General features: G+C 66.2%; 12 protein-coding genes. 6 read left to right on the plus strand and 6 right to left on the minus strand.

Features of this window, described 5'->3' with window-relative positions; translation table 11 throughout:
• Positions 1 to 27 precede the first annotated feature (27 nt).
• The 6 genes from NJLHNGOC_RS06755 to NJLHNGOC_RS06780 all read left to right on the plus strand — a co-directional run bounded on the left by NJLHNGOC_RS06755 (position 28) and on the right by NJLHNGOC_RS06780 (position 8,153).
• Complete coding sequence (locus NJLHNGOC_RS06755) at positions 28 to 1,902, plus strand: NAD(P)-binding protein (RefSeq protein ID WP_113595685.1); 1,875 nt, start codon at positions 28 to 30, stop codon at positions 1,900 to 1,902.
• On the plus strand, positions 1,893 to 3,284 hold the full coding sequence (locus tag NJLHNGOC_RS06760; protein ID WP_113595686.1) for a multicopper oxidase family protein: 1,392 nt from the start codon (positions 1,893 to 1,895) through the stop codon (positions 3,282 to 3,284). Before NJLHNGOC_RS06755 ends, NJLHNGOC_RS06760 begins: the two co-directional genes overlap by 10 nt.
• Positions 3,285 to 3,620: 336 nt before the next feature.
• Entirely contained in the window at positions 3,621 to 4,868 is a 1,248-nt protein-coding gene (locus tag NJLHNGOC_RS06765; RefSeq protein ID WP_133258684.1) for an MFS transporter, read from the plus strand.
• Positions 4,861 to 6,291, plus strand: coding sequence for an amidohydrolase (locus tag NJLHNGOC_RS06770; RefSeq protein ID WP_239021380.1), 1,431 nt, complete (start codon positions 4,861 to 4,863; stop codon positions 6,289 to 6,291). Before NJLHNGOC_RS06765 ends, NJLHNGOC_RS06770 begins: the two co-directional genes overlap by 8 nt.
• Positions 6,292 to 6,611: 320 nt before the next feature.
• Complete coding sequence (locus NJLHNGOC_RS06775) at positions 6,612 to 7,502, plus strand: alpha/beta fold hydrolase (RefSeq protein WP_113595688.1); 891 nt, start codon at positions 6,612 to 6,614, stop codon at positions 7,500 to 7,502.
• 114 nt (positions 7,503 to 7,616) lie between these two features.
• A complete protein-coding gene (locus NJLHNGOC_RS06780; RefSeq protein WP_206059730.1) occupies positions 7,617 to 8,153 on the plus strand; it encodes a GNAT family N-acetyltransferase in 537 nt (178 codons plus the stop codon).
• Positions 8,154 to 8,302: 149 nt separating this feature from the next.
• On the opposite strand, the gene NJLHNGOC_RS06785 is transcribed toward NJLHNGOC_RS06780, so the two are convergent.
• The 6 genes from NJLHNGOC_RS06785 to NJLHNGOC_RS06810 all read right to left on the minus strand — a co-directional run bounded on the left by NJLHNGOC_RS06785 (position 8,303) and on the right by NJLHNGOC_RS06810 (position 16,694).
• Positions 8,303 to 8,746, minus strand: coding sequence for a hypothetical protein (locus tag NJLHNGOC_RS06785; protein ID WP_113595690.1), 444 nt, complete (start codon positions 8,744 to 8,746; stop codon positions 8,303 to 8,305).
• Between the two features lie 25 nt (positions 8,747 to 8,771).
• Positions 8,772 to 9,767 (minus strand): coiled-coil domain-containing protein, encoded by a 996-nt coding sequence (locus tag NJLHNGOC_RS06790; RefSeq protein ID WP_113595691.1) that lies wholly within the window; start codon positions 9,765 to 9,767, stop codon positions 8,772 to 8,774.
• A gap of 5 nt (positions 9,768 to 9,772) precedes the next feature.
• Entirely contained in the window at positions 9,773 to 10,051 is a 279-nt protein-coding gene (locus NJLHNGOC_RS06795) for a WXG100 family type VII secretion target (protein ID WP_110531045.1), read from the minus strand.
• The gene (locus NJLHNGOC_RS06800; RefSeq protein ID WP_113595692.1) at positions 10,048 to 10,329 is read right to left on the minus strand and encodes a hypothetical protein; all 282 of its coding nucleotides are present in this window, start codon (positions 10,327 to 10,329) and stop codon (positions 10,048 to 10,050) included. Before NJLHNGOC_RS06800 ends, NJLHNGOC_RS06795 begins: the two co-directional genes overlap by 4 nt.
• A 2-nt stretch (positions 10,330 to 10,331) precedes the next feature.
• Entirely contained in the window at positions 10,332 to 13,283 is a 2,952-nt protein-coding gene (locus NJLHNGOC_RS06805) for an FtsK/SpoIIIE domain-containing protein (protein ID WP_113595693.1), read from the minus strand.
• Between the two features lie 72 nt (positions 13,284 to 13,355).
• Positions 13,356 to 16,694 (minus strand): tetratricopeptide repeat protein, encoded by a 3,339-nt coding sequence (locus NJLHNGOC_RS06810; protein ID WP_113595694.1) that lies wholly within the window; start codon positions 16,692 to 16,694, stop codon positions 13,356 to 13,358.
• Between the last annotated feature and the right edge of the window lie 225 nt (positions 16,695 to 16,919).

The following is a 16,919-nucleotide window of genomic DNA, read 5'->3' on the forward strand; positions in this document are numbered from 1 at the left end:
AAAAACAGGGTTTCAGAAGGAAACGACATGGGTAACGGCAGCAGCGAGGATCGCCGTCTGGGCATGGGTGGGGGCACCACGCGGCGGGACTTCCTGAATGGCAGATCGCGCCCGGTGGGGGGGTGTCCGGTCGCGGGGCACGATCCGGGCGGGATCGACGACTTTTCGGGCTATGGCGGCATCGGGGATTATGCGCGCGCCAACGGCAATACCCTGTCGGTCCTGACGGCGGCGCACCGCGTGCGCGACGGAGCGTACGATGCCCTACCTGCCGACCCGGACCCCGGCGGGGATGTCGAATCCCATGACCTGGTGATCGTCGGCAGCGGCCTGACCGGCCTGATGGCGGCAAAGGAATACCAGGCACGCACCGGGGGCGCCCGGCGCTGCCTGATACTGGACAACCACCCGATTTTTGGGGGCGAGGCCCGGCAGAACGAATTCATGGTCGACGGCACCCGCCTGCTTGGCCCGCAGGGATCGAACGATTTCCTGGCCCCCAGGCCCGATGCCGACACGCCGATCGGCGCCCTGTTCCGCGAATGCGCCATCCCGTACGATTTCACCGTGCAGGACTGGGATGCGTCGCTTAAGAAACTGCGTTTCTCGTTCGACAATTATTCCAATATGGATGGCTTCAACGAAAAGCAGGTCGATATCGCCTACCGTTTCCAGACCCGCGACGGCGCGCAGCATCCCTACTGGGCCGAAAATATCTGGCGCGACGATCTGGCGCGCACGCCCTTCCCGCCGGAAGCCCGGCAGAGCCTGCTGCGCTGGCGGCGGGGCGACGGCGCGGTCCATGCCGATGACCCGCGCGCCCTGGACCAGGTCGATTACCGTACCTATCTGGAAAAGATGTGCGGCTACCGGCCCGAGGTCACGGCCTTCCACCAGCCGGTGGTGGGCCTGCTGGGCGGTGTCAGCGCCGATGCGATCTCGGCGCGCTACGGCATGCACCTCGTCTCGCATTCCAGCCGGATGACCTATTCCTTTCCCGGTGGCAACGCGCTGCTGGGCCGCTATCTCGCAGCGCAGCTCATCCCCGGCCTGTTTCCCGGCGGCATGTCGTTTTCGGCCATGCAGTGGGGACGCATCGACCCCGCCCGGCTGGATGCGGAGGGGCCGGTACGCATCCGCCAGAACGCCACCGTGGTTTCGGTCCGCCATCGCGGCGGCGACCCGGCATCGGGCATTGTCGACATCGCCTATGTCCACGCCGGCTGCATCCGGCGGGTACGCGCGCGCGCCGTCATCATGGCGACAGGCGGATGGATCACCAAACATGTGGTGCGCGACCTGCCGGCCGATATCCGTGACGCCTATGACGGGTTCAGCTACGCACCGGCGCTGGTGGCGAACGTGGCGCTGAAGAACTGGCGCTTTCTCTACCGGCTGAACGCGACGGCGGCCCGCTGGATGGATGACGGCACGATGTTCGGCTTCTGCGCCAATATCCGGCAGTCGATGGTGACCCCGGATTACAACCCGCCGCTGCACCCCGACCGGCCGGCACTGCTGACGTTCTACATGGGGCTCTATACCCCCGGGCTGAGCGCCTGGGAACAGGGCGCGCGCGGCCGGATGCGTCTGCTGTCAACCAGTTACGCGGAATATGAGCGCATCATCCGCACCCAGATGGCCGCGATGTTCGCCGAGGTCGGGTTCGACCCCGCGCGCGACATCGACGGCATCATCCTCAATCGCTGGGGCCATGCGCGGGTGATCCAGACGCCGGGATTCTATTACGGCCTCGACGGGCGGCCCCCGGGGCGCGAGGTCGTGGCAAGGGGCTTTGGCCGCATCGCCATCGCCCATGCCGAACTCAACGGCGCACAGAACTATACCGGCGCGTTCCAGCACGGAATCCGCGCCGGCCGGGAGGTCGCATCATGGCAGTAAATGACATTCCCCCCGTCACCCGGCGCCACGTGCTGCTGGCTGGCGGGGCGGCGGGGCTGCTGCTGCGCCCGTCCACTGGCCGGGGCGCATCCGCACCGCCTGCGTCCGCGGCGCGCCCGGTCCTGCTCCATATCGCGCCCGCCACGGTTGAACTGGCCCCGGGCATCACCCGGCGCGTGCTGGCCTATAACGGGCAGGTCCCCGGCCCGGTGCTGCGCCTGCCGGAGGGACAGACAGCGCGGATCCGCGTTACGAACGGCAGCGACGCGCCGGAACTGGTCCACTGGCACGGGGTGGATGTCGGCAGCATCCCCGATGGCGCGGCCGAGGAAGGATCGGCCACCATCGCGCCGGGCGGCACGCTGGATTACAGCTTCGTGCCCACGCATGCCGGCACGCGGTGGTATCATACGCACACCATGGCGATGATGGATTTTTCGCGTGCCCTGTATGGCGGGCAGTTCGGTTTCCTGATCGTCGAGCCCCGGCGCGATCCCGGCCGCCATGACCGCGAGGTGCTGCTGGCGGTCCATCACTGGGATGCCAGCCTGCCTGACGTGCCGAAATCGCCCGAATACTGCGCCATGCCGCGTTATCGTTACGCCACGTTCAACGGCCGGCTGATGCAGGCGGCCGAGCCGGTGCGCGTGCGGCAGGGCGAGCGCGTGCTGTTCCGCTTCCTCAATGCCAGCGCGACCGAGACCGTTTCCCTGACCCTGCCGGGCCATGTCTTCACCGTGGTCGCGCTGGATGGCAACCCGGTCGCCAGTCCCGCGCCGGTATCGGTCATCACCCTGGGCGTGGCCGAACGGGTGGACGCCATCGTCCACATGAACCGCCCGGGCCGCTGGGTGCTTGGCCCGACCGACCGCGCGTCCCTCGCCGCCGGTCTGGGGCGGGTGATCGAATATGCCGGCAGCAGCGGATCGCCCGTCTGGACCGCGCCCCCGGCATCCGACTGGGACTATGCCCTGTTCGGTGGCGCCGCCGCGCCCCCGGTGGAGGACCTGCGGCTGGATGGCGTCTTTCCGATGCTGTTCGAACGGCGGCTGGCGCCCGATGGCATGGAGGGCTGGACCATCAATGGCCGCCCCTTTGCCGAGCTGCCGCCGCTTCATGTCCGTGCCGGCGGGCGCTACCTGTTCCGCTGGACCAACCTCAGCGGCTGCGCGCATCCCCTCCACCTGCACCGGCATAACTTTACGGTCCTGCGCCGGGGCATGCGCCGGATTGGCCCGATCGAAAAGGATACGGTCCAGATCGGACGGTTCGACACGATCGACGCCCTGTTCACCGCCGACAATCCGGGGGATACGCTGTTCCACTGCCATCACCAGATGCACATGGATTATGGCTTCATGCAGATGATCCGCTACGTCTGAGCAATGGTCCGGGGCATGCCAGGCGATCAGGATTCCCCCGGGTCCGGGCCACCATACCGCGGGGGAAAAATACGGCCCGGATGGATGGCAGGCGCGCCAGGGGCCGCAGGGTCACTTTTCCTCGATCATTTCTGGTCCCGTCAGCAGATATGGCATTTTCAATGCATTGCGCACCGTATTGCGCACCGGGCGGTTCGCGCCGGGCATGCGTGCCGCCACACGGTCCGGGCGGGGGCATGCGCGTCCGGGCCGGGCCGCCCGGTACACCATTTGCGTTACCGGCGATCTTCCGTTCATAGTTCATAACAGTTTCAGAACGGGAGCGAGACATTGGGTGTGGCGACCACCGGTCCGGGGCGGGTCATGCTGGTGGCAGGGGCCTGTATCGGCAATTTCCTGGAATTCTACAGTTTCCTTGCCTACGCCTATTTCGCGCCGATGATCGGGGATGCCTTCTTTCCGGACAGCAGCGGCGGCCTGAACAGCCTGCTGCGCGCGATGCTGGTGTTTGCGGCCGGCTTTGTCGCCCGTCCGCTGGGGGCGGTCGCCATCGGGCGCTATGCCGCGCGGCACGGCCGCCAGCAGGCGATGATGCTGTCCTTCCTGCTGATGGCATCGGGGCTGGCGCTGCTGGCCGCCACGCCGCCCGCGCGGATGATCGGGGCGTGGGCGCCGCTGCTGATCCTGCTGGCCCGCATCGTGCAGGGCTTTTCCGAAGGGGGCGAGATCGGGCCGGTCACGGCGCTCCTGTTCGATGCCGCGCCACCTGGCCAGGGCGGGCTTTACGGTTCGCTGCAATATCTGACGCAGCTGCTCGGCTCGCTCGCGGCCGTGAGTGTGGGGCTGGTGCTGTCGCTGGCGCTGTCGCATGCGCAGCTTTACGCATGGGGCTGGCGCGTACCCTTTGCACTGGGCCTTGTGATCATCCCGGCGGGCTTTGCCCTGCGCCGGATCGCCACTGCCCTGCCACACGCATCCCCGGCCGCGGGCGCCGCGCGACCGCATGCGATGGCGGTCGCGCTGATCGCGCTGACGGTCGCAGGGGGCACCATTTCCACCTATCTGCGCCATTTCGGGGTCAGCTACGCCATCTCCGTGCTGCATCTGTCATCGCGCGTCGGCATGCTGGCGAACGTGGCTGGCATGCTGGCGGGGCTGGCGACGGTGCCTCTGGGATGGTGGGTCGGGCTGCGATCGCATCACCTGCGTGGCGTGATCGGCACGCTGATGGTGCTGACGGGCATCCTGAGCGTGCCGCTTTACCGCTTCGCCATCGCCCAGCCCGGCCTGCCCAGCCAGCTGCTGCTGAACTGCAGCCTGTTCGCCCTTTCGAGCCTGACGCTGGTGCCGCTGTGGCAGGCCATGCTGGAATCCCTGCCCTCCGCCAGCCGGGTGCTGCTGTTCGGCTTCGTCTATGCCACCACGGTGTCGCTGTTCGGCGGGTTTACGCCCTCGCTGGTCACGTGGCTGATCCAGCATACCGGCGATGCGATGATGGCGGGCTATCTGATGGCCCTCGCCTATGGCGTGCAGGCGGCGGCGTGGTACGGGCTCAGCCGTTTCGACTGCCGCCGCCATGCCTGACCCCCTGCCGGAGGCCGCCATGCACGCCAATACCGACCGCCTGTGGGATCTGGTGGAGGCCCACGCCCCGCAGGCCATCGCGCTGTCCGATGCCGTGTGGGCCGTCCCTGAACTGAATTTTGCCGAAACCAGATCCTGCGCCCTGCATGACCGGGCCCTGCGCGATGCCGGTTTCCATGTGACCCCCGGCATCGCCAGCCTGCCCACCGCCCTGCTGGGCGAGGCAGGGCGCGACGGGCCGACCATCGCCTTTCTGGGCGAATATGACGCGCTGCCGGGCCTGAGCCAGCAGGCGGGCGCGACGACGCACCGTCCCCTGCCGGGGGACGGGAACGGCCATGGCTGCGGGCATAACCTGCTGGGGGCGGCATCGCTGCTGGCGGCGACGGCGCTGAAGGCGTGGCTGGCCGAAACCGGCCTGCCGGGGCGGGTGCGCTATTACGGCTGCCCGGCGGAGGAAGGCGGGGCGGGCAAGGCCATCATGGTGCGCGCCGGTGTCTTCGCGGGGGCTGATGCCGCCATCACCTGGCATCCGGGTTCGTTCGCCATGGTGCTTCCCCCCGTCTCGCTGGCAAGCCTGCGGGTGGATTTCATCTTTGCCGGCCGGTCGGCCCATGCCGCCGCCGCCCCGCATCTGGGCCGTTCGGCGCTGGATGCGGCGGAACTCATGAATATCGGGGTCAATTACCTGCGTGAACACATGCCGCCAGCCGCGCGGGTCCATTATGCCTATCTGGATGCCGGTGGAAGTGCCCCCAACGTGGTGCCGGCACGCACGACGGTGGCCTATTCCCTCCGCGCGCCCAACCTGGCGGAGATGCACGCCCTGGCCGGGCGTGTGCGCCGGATTGCCGAGGGCGCTGCAATGATGACCGAAACCACGATGACCTGCGCGGTGGTCAGCAGCATGGCGAACCTGCTGGGCAACCGCCCGCTGGAGGAGGCGATGCAGGCCCAGTTCGAACGGCTGGGCCCGCCGCCCTTCACCACCGCCGACCGCGCCTTTGCCACCGCGATGCGCGCGACGCTGGATACCCAGCAGATCGCGACCGTCTTTCGCGCGCTGAACCTGCCTGTCAGGCCCGACATGGCCGTATGCGACACGGTCATCGCCCATGTGCCGGAGCGGGGCCGGGCGATGATGGGATCGACCGACGTGGGCGACGTCAGCTGGGTCGTGCCGACGGTGCAGGCGCTTGGCGCGACCAGCGCCGTCGGGACGCCGCTGCATTCGTGGCAGATGACGGCGCAGGGATGCTCGGCGCTGGCACATACCGGCATGGTCCATGTCGCCAAGGTCATGGCGGCGACCGGGGCGGAACTGATACGCAACGCGGCACTTCTGGAACGCGTGCGGGCGACGCATGCGCGCCAGATCGCACGGCATCCCCATATAAGCCCCATGCCATCCGGCCTTCCCTGACGGCGCGCCCCATGCCCACGCCCCGAAGCGGCAGCCATGCCCTGTCATTGCGACCGCCCGTTCCGACCTGTGACCGCCCTGCCCCAAACAGCCGGGACGCCTGCGGGAAATCCACAAGGACAAGCCTGCCTGCTGCGGTGGTGTGTCCGAATGGTGCCAGCCAGCACGCACCGGAAGGACGTGGATGCGGCGACGGCCGTGGCATGGAACAGGTCGCGCGGCCGGATATCGCGGCGCGATGGACAGGAAACTTGACAGGCTGATGGGCCGGGGATTGAGGATGTGTTCCAGCCATCACCATTCGGGACAGGAAGACCGCCATGAGCCCCCGCACCACGCCGCCGGCGACCGGGACCGCCCGGCTGGCATCCCCGCCATCGGCATCGCCGGCCCACGGCAATATCTCGGTCATGGCTGAAGGCACGGGGCCGGACATCATCCTGGTCCCCGGACTGGCGTCCTCACGCGATGTATGGGCCGGCCTTGCCGCCAGGTTGCGGGGGAATTACCGCCTTCACCTCGTTCAGGTGGCGGGGTTTGCCGGCATGCCCCCCGTGCCCGGTCCGGACCGTCAGGTGGCGGCCCCCACGGCGGAGGCGATTGCCGGGTATATCCGGCGCGAACATATCGCGGCCCCCATCGTCATCGGCCATTCGCTGGGGGGTGCGGTGGCGCTGATGCTGGGCGCGCGGCATCCCGACCTGGTTGGCGGGCTGGTGACTGTCGATGCGCTGCCATTGTACGGCCTGCTGTTCAATCCAGCGGCCACCAGCGAAACGGCCCGACCGCAGGCAGCCGGGTTCCGCGATGCCGTGCTGGCGGCATCCGACGCACAGGCACAGGCCATGCAGCAGGCGTCCATCGCCCGCCTTGCCCGGACCGAAAGCGTCCGGCCCGCACTGGTCGCGGCGGGGCTGGGGTCGGATCGCAGGACCGTGGCCGATGCCGCCTATGAACTGATGACCACCGACCTGCGTCCCGAACTGGGACGCATCACCGCGCCGGTAGCGGTCATCTATGCCTATGACCCTGCCTATGGCGTCGCGGCCCCGCATATCGATGCGATATTCCAAAATGCCTATGCCACGACCCGCAATGTCAGCTTCCGGCGCATCGATGACAGCTTTCACTTTGTCATGCTGGACCAGCCGGAGGCGTTCCTGCGCGCTGTCCTTGACTTTCTGGACCACGGGACGCTGCGGGAAACGTGAAAGGTTTAAACGTGAAAGGCTTTTGCAAAATGCTTCGGAAGACGCAGCCTTTCCCGATAAAAGGCGGCACCCGGAAACTTTCATCATTTTCAGGACTGCCACATGGAGGATGTCTTGCCTGACACTGTAAGGACCCTGACCGCGACGGACCCGTCGATCGGCGACCTCCTCACGCTGAACAACGACCATGAGACCGAGCTTTCGCGGCTGGATGCGGATCGTTTCAGGCATCTGCTGCAAACATCCTTCCTCGCCCGGCATATCGGCGGGGCGGCATTCGTGCTGGCGTTCGATCAGGACGCCGGTTACGACAGCCCCAACTTCCTGTGGTTTCGCGAACGTTTCGCCCGCTTCGTCTATGTTGACCGGATTGTCGTGTCACCGCACGCGCGCGGACGCGGTTACGCACGCAGGCTGTACATGGACCTGTTCGCCCATGCCGCGCGCGCCGGGCACAGCCATGTCGTGTGCGAGGTCAACCTCAACCCGCCCAACCCGGCATCCGACGCCTTCCACGCGGCACTGGGGTTCAGGGAGGTCGGATGCGGCGTCATCCACGGCGGGGCAAAGACTGTCCGCTACCTCTGCATGGAAATCGGCGGCCAGTGCATCATGTCCCGCACGGCTGAAAAGATCGCACACGAAACATAAGAAGTTTCTGGTGAAGCCTTTTGCAAAAAGCTTCGAAAGAATGCCGCCTTTTCAGATGAAAGACGACACCCGAAAACCTTTATCGCCTACTTTCACCCCTGCTGCCGCAGGCCGCCATCCGTCAGGTGCCGGACATCAGGTACCGGGCATCAGGTACCGGGCATCTGGGCAAGGGCATCGTTCGCATGGCGGCTGCTGTCGGCCGTCGTGTCCTCCGCCATGCGGATCGCGGCCTGCAGTTTCGGAACGGTGTCCTGGAACGTGTCGTTGCGTTCCATGATGTTGGCGATCGTCTGGCGGTTCGCCAGCGATTCCTTCCATGCCTCGACCGTCGCGCGTTCCCCGTCATCGTCGAGTTCCACGATCTGCATCAGCTGACGGACGACCTCGTCACGGCCCTCGATATCGGTGATGACGTATTTCCGGATGGTCTCGCGTCCCGCGACATCCTGCCATGTCCCCTGCATTCCCTCCACCTCCTGCTTCCATATCTGTACCGAATGGAACAGGGCCTGAAGGTCGTCATGCGCTTCGCGCGTCCGCCTGCGCAGAAGGTCCAGACTGTCGGGAAGGGTCCCTCTTGTGGTGGTCATGGCGTTTTTTCCCCTGTGGCAGGATTCAGGTCGCGGCGTTGAAGGCAAGCAGAAGCTGGACCTGTTCCGTCAGCTTGCTGTCCATCATGCGCGCGTACTGGGCATTTTCGTCCCCCACCCTCTGGCAGGTGCCGAACTGCGTCATGGCGCTGTCGCCGCGCGCGGTGGCATGGCTGGCGCGCACCATGCACCTTTCGGCCGCGTCCTGCGCCACCTTCGCCAGCGCATGCATCCGGTCCACCAGCGGCTGCGTCGCCTCGACCCGTTCGATCGCATGGGATGCCTCGTTCACCGCGCGTTCGCCAAGGGTGCAGGCCGTCCTGGCGGTATCAAGGGCGCGGCCGGCCTGCGCAACGCAGGCGCGGCAGTGGTTTTCATGCGCGATCGCCGCGTTCAGGCGGCCCTGTGCCGCAGACAGGTCCGCGTTCGCCCGCCCCAGGGCCGCGGCGGCGGCATTGCGTTCCCCACTGGCCCGCCCGACGGCCGCCGCATGCGCGGAACAGTCATAGCGGATATGGTTCCCCTCGGAATCGATGTAGTAGGAGCTTTCGCAGCTGCTCAGCCTTGACTGGGCGTCGGCAAGCTCGCTTTCCGCCCGGCTGAGGCTTGCCTCCGCGCTACGCACCCGGGCCTCGGCCGCCGTGACGTCGTTCTGTGCCGCGATCCGGACGGAGATGGCGCTGCTCAGGCGGTCCTCCCACAGGTCCAGCCGGTTCTGCGTCGCCTGACGCGCGTCGCGCGCGTTACCAAGCTGCACGCTGGCGCGGCCATGGGCGGCCTTTGCCCCGGAACGCTGGCGTTCCAGCGTGGTGGCGCAGGTCTCGACCTGCGTGCGTGCGACACGCGTCGCCTCGGCAACGCGCCGGGCCTCCCGCACGGCCTTTTCGGCCTCGTCACGCAGGCTCGCCTGCGTCCTGCCGAACGTCGCGATGGCGCCAAGCGTCCTCTGTTGCGGCAGGACGTGATTCTGCAGGATGGATTCCAGCAGAAGGACCAGGACGCGCGGATCACTCGATTCCATCGTGCTCAGGCCCCGCCCGGGGTATCAAGCTGCCGCAGGTATTCCAGGCGCTCCTTCAGCTTGTGCTGGATCAGGTTCATCATCGCGCTGCATTCCTGCATCTTTCGCATGCTGCCCCCGAACATGGTGGCGAACTGTTCCGCCCCGTTGCCGTGATACACCATCGAAAGCGCGCGCCAGCTGCGCTCCAGCTCGCCAAAGGACTGTTCCATCGCGCCATTGTTGCGCGACAGCGCGGTGATGTACCCCTCCAGCGCGGAGACGAGTTGCGTCGTGTCGGTCATCGTCCACTCTCCAGGAACTGGCGCAGGATATGGCGTTTCTGGTTGATGAACCCCAGATAGGCCGGCGCGTCGCCCTGGCTCCATTTCATCAGCGCGTCGCTCAGCTCTTCCCACGACCGGTTATAGGCCACGGCGCTGCGGTCATTGCCCCACACCGCCATCGCCTGTTCGTGCTGCCGCGTCAGGTCAACCAGCGAACGGGCCAGAACCTCGCTGAACTCAGCCAGTTTCTGTTCGAAATCGCCCATCTGCACATATGTATCGTCCAGGGATGACATGCCTATTCTCCAAACACCGTAACCACGGTTTCCTTGTCCGACCGGCCCAGCAGGATGGCGGTCGTATCCCTGTCCTTGCCGGGGCGGGTGCCGCCGCCCGCGCGCGACAGCGGCTGGATCAGCCGCAGCGCCGCACGCAGGTCGTCATCAACCCGTTCGACCAGCACCCAGCGGAGCAGCTGCGACAGGCCACCGCCCACCGTCTCGTTCACGACGACCTTGTACAGCCGCTGCAGCGAACTGGTGAAGATGATGGTGTGCTGCCCCATGTCCGGCCCCTGCTTGAGGCGCTCCATCAGCGGGAAGGTGCTGAAACGCGCCGTCTCCGGCGGTCCGACCAGCAGCGGGGACGCGCGTTCGGGATCGATGAGGATCAGGATGTCGGCCGTCCCCGGCGGCGCCACGGCACCGATAAGGCCGACCGCGTCGTCGGGGCTGGTCGAAACCGTGATGTTCGCGGGCTGCGGCAGCCCCGCCGCGGCAAGGCCGGCCGCAATCGCATCGCCGTAATCGAAATCGTCGGGCACCAGCTTCGCCGGGGCGAGGTTGAGGATGCGCACCGATCCCACCACGTCGGGCGACAGCGCGGCGAGCGAGGCGACGACCGTCGCCACCACGTCCATCTGCAGCCGCGCGGCCTTCATCTCCATCACGCACAGCAGGTTTTCACCCCCCTCGCGCACCAGCGGCACGCAGGCCTGTCCGTTCAGGGTGGAATCACGGCCCAGCATCAGCGGCACCGGCAGGAAGCGCGAATCGATGCCCAGTTCCTGCAGCCCCCCGGCGGAGGCCGGCCTGCCGCCCATTTCCAGCAGCTGCGTCAGCCTGATCGCGCCATGCGTGCGCAGGGCCTCACGCACCAGGAAGTTCTGCTTCAGCCCCGGACGGACCTGCCCGGTCAGCACCTGCGTCGTCGGCCATGCCGCGCGCTTTTCGGCGGGCCATTTCTGTTTCATCGCCTCGAACCGCGCGAACAGAGGCGCAAGGCGCACCGCCGCCTTTTCACGTTCCGACGGCGTCGTGCGCTGCGCCGGCGGACGCCCGTCCAGCACCCCGACCTTGCCCGCATGGTTGAAGCCGTCCGCGCCGCCGTGGTCGTTGATCAGGATCCGTCCCGATTCCTGCAGGCCGCGCAGGATCTGCCGGCCCTCGGTCCCGAATTCGAACATCGAATCAACCTCGTCGGCCGCCATCTGCAGCGACATGCGCAGGGTGATCATGCTCATGATATGCTGCGAACGCGACATGCCCGAAGGCACCATCTTCTGCGAGCTCAGCAGCACATGCACGCCCGCAGCGCGCCCCTTGCTGACGATTTCCTTGAGGTGGTTCGCAGCCTCGTCCTGGCTCTGCTCCTCATCGAACAGGGTCTGGTACTCGTCGATCACGATCAGGATGCGCGGCGCGGGACCGCGCGGCTGGCCCGCCGCGTGATACTGCTGCAGGTCGCTGAACTCCCCCTTGCCGTCGTCGCGGTCCAGGAACAGGTCGTACCGCCGGTCCATTTCCCCGCGCATGTTGCGCAGGAAGCCGATCATGGCCCCCGGCACCGCGTTCGAGGCGATGACCGCCGCATGCGGCAGCCTGGCATAGGCCTGGAATTCCACCCCGCCCTTGAGGTCGAGCAGGTGGAACTGCAGCTCTTCAGGCGGGTAGCGCATCGCAAGGCCCATGATGATGAGCGCCAGCACGTTGGACTTGCCCGACCCCGGTATGCCCGACAGCACGCCGGCCGTAATGGAGCGGGTGCTGCGCCCGCCGGTTTCCTGCCCGAACAGGACGCCAAGCCCGTCATCGCTGTCGGTAAGGGAGGTGCCGACGCATTCCTGCGACGTCTTCGTCCACCACCTGTCGGGAATGACCTTCAGCTCGGTATCGACCATGGCCTCGGCAAGGCGGCTGAGGATATGCCTGTGCAGGGCCCCGTCCGGCGGGCGGTCCACGCATCCGGCGTCGCATTCGCGCAGGTCGATCACGTGGGCGTCGTCCATGATGGCCTTCAGGTCGAACCCGTGCGGCTGCGGCTTGTCCATGTTGACATGCAAAAGCAGGTAACGCCCCGCAAGCGGCCCCGTGCGCGCAAGGTCCGTCAGCTGCGTCGTCATGGGGTTGTACTTGGCCGTATCGCCCATATCCAGCGCGCAGACGACCTCGTACCCGCCGGCATCCTTCTGGTCGCGGCGGTCCCATTTGTGGAAATCCTGCGCCCGCGTGCCATCAAGCATCGTGGCCGTCACCTTCGCCAGCCTGTCCATGACAAGGCCCAGCGTTTCCGCCGGGACGGCGTTGTTGGCCGGCAGGTGCGACGGCAGCAGCCCCTGCTGCGGAAAGGTGGTGCCCCCGCCATTGGGGTCCAGCAGGACAAAGCGCACGTCATTGCCCATCATGCACGCAAGGCGCAGCACCAGCGCGCGGATCAGCCCGACAGCGCTCTCCCTCGTCCTGTCGTCCGACAGGATTACCCATGACCTGCGCCCCCCGATCAGCGGAAGGTAGCGGATGGCGCCATACGGATCCGCATCGCGGCCCCAGCGCAGCAGGCAGCCGTCCTGATCCGCACGGGTCAGCCCGACATGTTCCCCCTGCTTGAGCCACTGCACCCACGCGGGCGCCCATTCGGCATGCAGCCCGGCGCAGTCATCCGAAAGGAACGAGGCGTTGAGGTGAAAGACCTCCGGCGCATAGAGCGCCCGGCGCACTGCGGTCCCCTCCGGCCCGACGCTGAGTTCGCACACCCCGGCCGACTGCTCGCGGCCGGGCCTGGCCCGTGTCGCGTACTCGGCGCGCCACGCGGCGTCGAGGGCCAGCGCGTCATCGATCGCGACGGGCCGCACCAGCGGGCGCGCGGGCCGGCCGGCGGATGGCGCGGCAGACGGCGCGGCCTCCTGCGCGGGGGCGTCGGGGGCGGGGGTCAGGCCCAGAAGGTCGTCGAGGTCCGATGCGGTTCCACTCATGAAACGGGTTCTCCGCCTTGGGATTGAAAGGATGTCATGGCAACGGGACAGCAGGTCATGCGCATCAGCCCGTCAACTTTTTCGCGGGAAGGGCATCAGGACGCCGCTGAACATCGCAATATCTTTCTTTGTGTCCAACGTGTCAGGCTGGAACGGCACGAAAAAGAACGGCAGCGTGCCACCATGGAAATACTGCTGGACATGGGGAAAGAAGATGCCGGTGGGATCGGCGCCATACAGCCGGTATGCTTCGTGAGGGAGCCAGTAATCCGGAGCCTGCTTGTACTGCTGGTACATGGTTACGGCGTCGCGGGCATCGAGGTCGCCAAAAGTGGTGTTATCGCCCCACGTGTTGTTGGCCGCCTCGCGCATGAGTTCATCGGCCTTCCTGGTGTTGCTGAACAGCGGGCCCAGAAGGCCCTTTTTCTGGCCGCCCAGGTACATCGCCTCCCCGAAATATCCCCAGTGCCCGGTCACTTTCTGCAGTTTCTGGAACAGGCCTAGCGCGTTGCGGTAATTGCGGGGCGCGCCGATCCCAAGGCAGTGGCAGTACGCCAGCCGCAATATGCCCCACGCATCGCCGCGACTGGCGGCCTGTTCGGCCCAGAAAAACGCTTTCCCCGCATTCGACAGCGGGTTCTCGCCATAGACATTATGGGCAAAGGACAGGAACTGCATCGCGCGTACATTCCCGTCACGCGCGAGCTTTTCCAGCCATTCCATGGCGCTGTCGCGCAATTTCCCGTCCATGTAATTTCCACAGGCATACCGCAGGAACATCAACGTATCGGTGCGGACGCCGCCGCCCGCCGCGACCGACTTCTCGGCATAGGTCGTGGCCAGCTGCGTCAGGATGGGACGCGCATGCAGCGGAAACCAGATGATATTATTTTGGGGAGTATCGTGCTTGATGCCCGCATAAAGATCCAGAATGCCGCCACGGCAGCTGATGCGGGAAAGGGCCGACAGGCAGACACTGACGATTTTTTCAGGCGTGAGGACGCCTGCATCCACCAGACGGGGCAGGCATTCGATGGCCTCGCGCATGTACTGATCGGCTGCCTTGTCCTTTTCCCCCGGCCAGACATTCTCGAACATCCATGCCTGCGCCTTCAGGCTTCCCGCGCGGGAGGCCGCCCCGTAGCGGGCGACGGTGGTGGCGTCGCGGGCATCGCCGCCTGCCAGCGCGATGGCCTCAAGTCCCGCGACATCATTGGCATCCGGCGTCCCGATCAGTTCCATGCCACGTTTTATGTCACGCGGCATCATTTCCCCACGCAGGAGCAGCTCGCCCAGAAGCTGGCGTGCGACCGGAGATCCCTCCTCGCACCGTGATCCCTTTGCAGCCCATAGTTCCAGTGTATAGCGCGCCGCGTTATGCACGACGGTGACCACCTGCGGGTCCAGCTTCGCGCGCCGCGCCCATTTCACGAAACGCAGGCTGAAATCGAGGTCCCTCTTATAATCCCCCGCCCACCGGCAATAGATCTCCACCTGCGTGCGCAGGCTGTCCTTGCGCTTCGCGTCGGTCGCCTGGAGGTAGAGCTGCCATGTCAGGGCGAACGCCTCTTCCTGCGCCGCGACGACGCGCGGAAGGTCGAAGTAAAAGTAATCGTGCCGGCGCATCGTCGCTTCCGGCAGGTACAGGCTCTGGCGCAGCGCCTCGGCCCGGGCGGGATCCGTCGCCCCCGAGCGCGGATCGAAAAGGATTTTGATCAGTTCCACGCGGGCGGGGATGTTGCCCTGTTCCGTGGCCTTTTCATACCATTCGGTGGCGGCGGGCAGGTTACGCTGCACGCCCGTCCCGTCACGCAGGCAGTCGGCATAGCGCAACATCGCGGAGGCACGTCCCAGCAGGGCGGCCTTCTCGTACATCTGCGCGGCCCCTGGCAGGTCGACCTCGTACGGGGTGATCCCCGACAGGCTCCCCCACCGTGGCCGGGGGGCGGAGGCCAGCACGCCACGCATTTCCAGCACATAGGCGTAATTGCGCCTGAAATCCTCCGCCGTCGTCCGGGCGACATTGCGAATCAGGTCGTCCCCGCCCCTGTCTATCTGGTCGTATATGGACAGCAGGCCTTCAAAAAACTCCTTATACTTCGACCTGCTTTCCGGGTTGTCCGTCCGCAGCATAGAGTCGACGCAGTAATCAGCCCTGCCCGTGGTGATGACCTTTGTCCGGCTTGCCTTTTCCAGCCATTCGCGCAGGTATTTGTACTCAGACTGCGCCCGTGGGCCGGGGTAACGCAGCACGTAATTGCCTACGGCGGCCATGGCGGCCGCATTCCCCTGCTCCGCCGCCGCTTTGTAACAGGACGCCGGGGCTTTGTTCTGTTCCGTCGGGAAGATCATCGCAATGTCGCCGAGCAGCTTGATCGCCGCACTCTGCAGGGCCAGGGGTGCATGAACCTCGTCGCGCGTGACCCCTTTTCCCTCCTTGATAAGGCTGTTTACGATCCTCTCGCTCTCGTTTTTGCGGGCCTCGTGCTCGGCGGCGCTCAGCAGGGGGCCGCGCGGCATCTGCGCCAGGTCCAGCCGCGCAAGGGCGTATTCGCACCACAGGTCGCCGCATGCCACACCTATGTCCAGCCACTTGCGGGTTGCGGCCAGGTCATTCACGAACTGCGCCACCATCGCGGCGATCTGCGCCAGGCGCCCCCGCAGGAAAGGCGGCGCGGCGGTCATCCGGGCGCCCGTGGCGTCCAGAACCTCGGGCATCGTCGTGGGCCATACGTTAGCGTTGAACCTGCGGGCTATCATGGCGGTCATGGCATAGGGATCGCGCTTGACGACCGCCGCCAGCAGCCAGTCCATCAGGTCCGGCTGCTCGTAATCGCCAAGCCTGGGCGTGGCATAGGCGCCATATTCGACCCTGAACAGCTCGGGATAGCCCATGAGGTCCGAAAGCAGGGCCGCAGCGCCGGGCACGCCCTTTCGCGCGCAGTTTTCGAGCCACGCGACGTCGGGGATGGTGGAACTGTCCGCGCGCGCCGCCGCGATGACGGCGGCGGTGGCGTCGTCATCATCGCAATTGACCATGTCGAAATACGACGACAGCAGCCCGTCGGTGGTCGCGGGCCGCCACAGGCGTTCGGGATCGAAGGGCAGTTCGTCCAGCCCGATTCCTTCCGCCTCGGCCGCCTTGGTGTAACAGATGACCGCCCGTTCATAGAACTGCGCCGTGGCGGGCCGCGCCTCCCCGCCCAGGGCGCACCAGTCGCCCAGCGCGACCAGCCCCTCGGCCGATCCCTGCTTGGCCGCGGCGGCGCACCACCTGTAAATCGCCCGGCGATAGGCGACGGGATCTGCGGGATCGACGCCCTGCGTGCGCGCCGAATGGATACGGGCCATCACCATGATGGAGGACAGGTCGCCCTCTTCCGCCTGCCTGCGCAGCTGTGTGGTATCCACTCGGCCCTATCCCCCGCGTACGATTTAATTTAACCGACCGGTTTATAGCAGGGTGACAAGTTATGCGTCGATACGATATCTGAAACAAATACAGGGCGGGCGGTTAAGGTCTCATGACAATGTTTCGTGGCGGCAAGAACGCGTCCTGTCGCGACGAAACGGAAACCCTGCGGATGACATTACCGACATGACGACTTCGGATTTTTCATTTAATTCATTTTCGAC

The sequence above is a fragment of the Novacetimonas cocois genome (genome assembly GCF_003311635.1).
GTDB lineage: Bacteria > Pseudomonadota > Alphaproteobacteria > Acetobacterales > Acetobacteraceae > Novacetimonas > Novacetimonas cocois.

Coding starts and splice junctions, on each gene's coding strand:
- NJLHNGOC_RS06755 (WP_113595685.1), top strand. CDS start 28: ATGGGTAACGGCAGCAGCGAGGATCGCCGTCTGGGCATGGGTGGGGGC.
- NJLHNGOC_RS06760 (WP_113595686.1), top strand. CDS start 1,893: ATGGCAGTAAATGACATTCCCCCCGTCACCCGGCGCCACGTGCTGCTG.
- NJLHNGOC_RS06770 (WP_239021380.1), top strand. CDS start 4,861: ATGCCTGACCCCCTGCCGGAGGCCGCCATGCACGCCAATACCGACCGC.
- NJLHNGOC_RS06775 (WP_113595688.1), top strand. CDS start 6,612: ATGAGCCCCCGCACCACGCCGCCGGCGACCGGGACCGCCCGGCTGGCA.
- NJLHNGOC_RS06785 (WP_113595690.1), bottom strand. CDS start 8,746: ATGACCACCACAAGAGGGACCCTTCCCGACAGTCTGGACCTTCTGCGC.
- NJLHNGOC_RS06790 (WP_113595691.1), bottom strand. CDS start 9,767: ATGGAATCGAGTGATCCGCGCGTCCTGGTCCTTCTGCTGGAATCCATC.
- NJLHNGOC_RS06795 (WP_110531045.1), bottom strand. CDS start 10,051: ATGACCGACACGACGCAACTCGTCTCCGCGCTGGAGGGGTACATCACC.
- NJLHNGOC_RS06800 (WP_113595692.1), bottom strand. CDS start 10,329: ATGTCATCCCTGGACGATACATATGTGCAGATGGGCGATTTCGAACAG.
- NJLHNGOC_RS06805 (WP_113595693.1), bottom strand. CDS start 13,283: ATGAGTGGAACCGCATCGGACCTCGACGACCTTCTGGGCCTGACCCCC.